The sequence below is a fragment of the Shigella sp. FC1544 genome, assembly GCF_001722145.1.
GTDB classification, from domain to species: Bacteria; Pseudomonadota; Gammaproteobacteria; order Enterobacterales; family Enterobacteriaceae; genus Escherichia; species Escherichia coli.
This window is the reverse complement of sequence record NZ_MECT01000237.1, coordinates 1-2,235: the sequence shown is the minus strand read 5'-3', so window position 1 is coordinate 2,235 and position 2,235 is coordinate 1. Positions and strand designations below refer to the sequence as shown.

General features: G+C 45.1%; 3 protein-coding genes and 2 pseudogenes. All 5 read left to right on the top strand.

Annotation, left to right across the window (positions count from 1 at the left end; all coding sequences use genetic code 11):
* The coding region (locus tag BGK49_RS13070) for a transposase domain-containing protein (protein WP_069375754.1) at nucleotides 1-226 on the top strand (226 nt) is incomplete at its 5' end.
* Nucleotides 226-729, top strand: a pseudogene (locus BGK49_RS26955) (IS1 family transposase); the annotation flags it as partial. The gene BGK49_RS13070 and the pseudogene BGK49_RS26955, both read left to right, overlap by 1 nt.
* Before the next feature lie 152 nt (nucleotides 730-881).
* Nucleotides 882-1,520, top strand: a complete 639-nt coding sequence (ospI, locus tag BGK49_RS30440) for a type III secretion system effector OspI (RefSeq protein WP_000607008.1) — start codon at nucleotides 882-884, stop codon at nucleotides 1,518-1,520.
* Between the two features lie 114 nt (nucleotides 1,521-1,634).
* Nucleotides 1,635-1,904: pseudogene (locus BGK49_RS13050) on the top strand (transposase); the annotation flags it as partial.
* An 87-nt stretch (nucleotides 1,905-1,991) separates the two neighbouring features.
* Nucleotides 1,992-2,235 (top strand): transposase (locus BGK49_RS13045; RefSeq protein WP_000567704.1); only part of this gene is annotated, 244 nt, incomplete at its 3' end.

The following is a 2,235-nucleotide window of genomic DNA, read 5'->3' as shown; positions in this document are numbered from 1 at the left end:
TGAAAACGCGTTACGATCGGTGGCGGTTGGAAGAAAAAATTATCTCTTTTTCGGCTCAGACAAGGGAGGAGAAAGTGCGGCGATCATCTACAGTCTGCTGGTCACCTGCAAACAGAACGAAGTGGAGCCGGAGGACTGGTTGCGCGAAGTGATCGAGAAGCTCAATGACTGGCCGTCGAACCAAGTGCATGAACTGCTGCCCTGGAACTTCTCGTCTGTAAAATAATCCTTACGCTACGTACTTCTCGGGGCGCTTACACCGTTACTGTTCATTGTCCGCGCTGTCATTCCGATGAAGTTTATCGACATGGCCGTAGTTGTTCCCGGCATGAGCGTTTCCGTTGTCGCTCATGTAAACGTGTTTTCCAGCTCACTTACTCTTATGAAGCCAGAAAACCCGGCGTTAAGGAGCAGATCGTTGAAATGGCACATAACGGCGCAGGGGGCCGTGATACCGCCAGGACACTGAAAATCGGCATCAATACCATCATACGGACATTAAAAAGCTCCCGCCCCGGCGGATAACATCTGCGCCAGTCGCTCACGCTGATGTTGCCCTTATCTGTGAACTTGATGAGCAGTGGCGCTTCGTCGGCAGCAAGGCTGCAACAACACTGGCTCTGGTATGCGTACAACACTAAAACTGGCGGTGTGTTGGCTTACACTTTCGGGCCACGGAATGATGAGACCTATCGGGAACTGTTAGCCCTGTTTACTCCGTTCTGTATATATTAGGCCGTTGGTGGTAAGTGGATCACTTTTTAGACTCGAATAGCTGCAGTTCACAAAAACAGGAATCCGGCTCCGTTTTTTGTTGTCATATCAGAGGGATATTTGTTATGAAGAAAATATAGTGAGTATATATACTGTCAGGATACAATATGATTAATGGGGTGTCGTTACAGGGAACTGCTGGATATGAGGCACATACAGAGGAGGGAAATGTAAATGTTAAAAAATTGCTGGAATCTTTAAACTCTAAAAGTCTTGGTGATATGGATAAAGATTCTGAATTGGCAGCGACTTTACAGAAAATGATAAATCCGTCTGGTGGGGATGGTAACTGTTCGGGGTGTGCGCTTCATGCTTGTATGGCTATGTTAGGGTATGGAGTAAGAGAGGCTCCCGTACCTAATGAAATATCAGAGTATATGACCGGATTTTTTCATAGGCATTTAGAGCAAATTGATAGTGAAGGCATAGTGTCACATCCTAATGAAACTTATAGTAAATTTCGTGAGCGTATTGCAGAAAATATTTTACAAAACACTTCAAAAGGAAGTGTAGTAATGATTTCTATTGAACAGGCCACTCATTGGATAGCTGGATTTAACGATGGTGAAAAAATTATGTTTTTGGATGTTCAAACAGGAAAGGGATTTAATCTTTATGATCCTGTAGAAAAATCGCCAGATGCATTTGTAGATGAAAATAGTTCGGTTCAGGTAATTCATGTATCTGATCAGGAATTTGATCACTATGCTAACAGTAGTAGTTGGAAGAGTAAGAGGCTTTGCTGATGCTGAGAGCCTGTACATAGATTTGAGCCGGCCCCTTGAAACGCCAGACAGTGGATGTATCTTAAAATAAGAGATAGGCTTGGATATATGTCTAACACTAGTTCTAATTTTGAGATGACTGGAACTTTGCTGGGGCTGGAGCTTCGTAAACGTAAAACTCCTCAGGAAAAAATTGCCATTATTCAGCAGACAATGGAGCCTGGCATGACGGTGTCCCATGTGGCGCGTTTGCATGGTATTCAGCCCAGCCTGTTGCTTAAGTGGAAAAAATAATATCTGGAAGGAAGTCTCACTGTTGTTGCTGCCGGAGAGGATGTCGTTCCTGCCTCAGAACTGGCTGCCGCTATAAAACAAATAAAAGAGTTACAGCGCTTGCTGGGTAGACTGGCCCCCTGAATCTCCAGACAACCAGTATCACTTAAATAAGTGATAGTCTTAATACTAGTTTTTAGACTAGTCATTGGAGTACAGATGATTGATGTCTTAGGGCCGGAGAAACGCAGACGGCGTACCACACAGGAAAAGATCGCAATTGTTCAGCAGAGCTTTGAACCGGGGATGACGGTCTCCCTCGTTGCCCGGCAACATGGTGTAGCAGCCAGCCAGTTATTTCTCTGGCGTAAGCAATACCAGGAAGGAAGTCTTACTGCTGTGGCCGCCGGAGAACAGGTTGTTCCTGCCTCTGAACTTGCTGCCGCCATGAAGCAGATTAAAG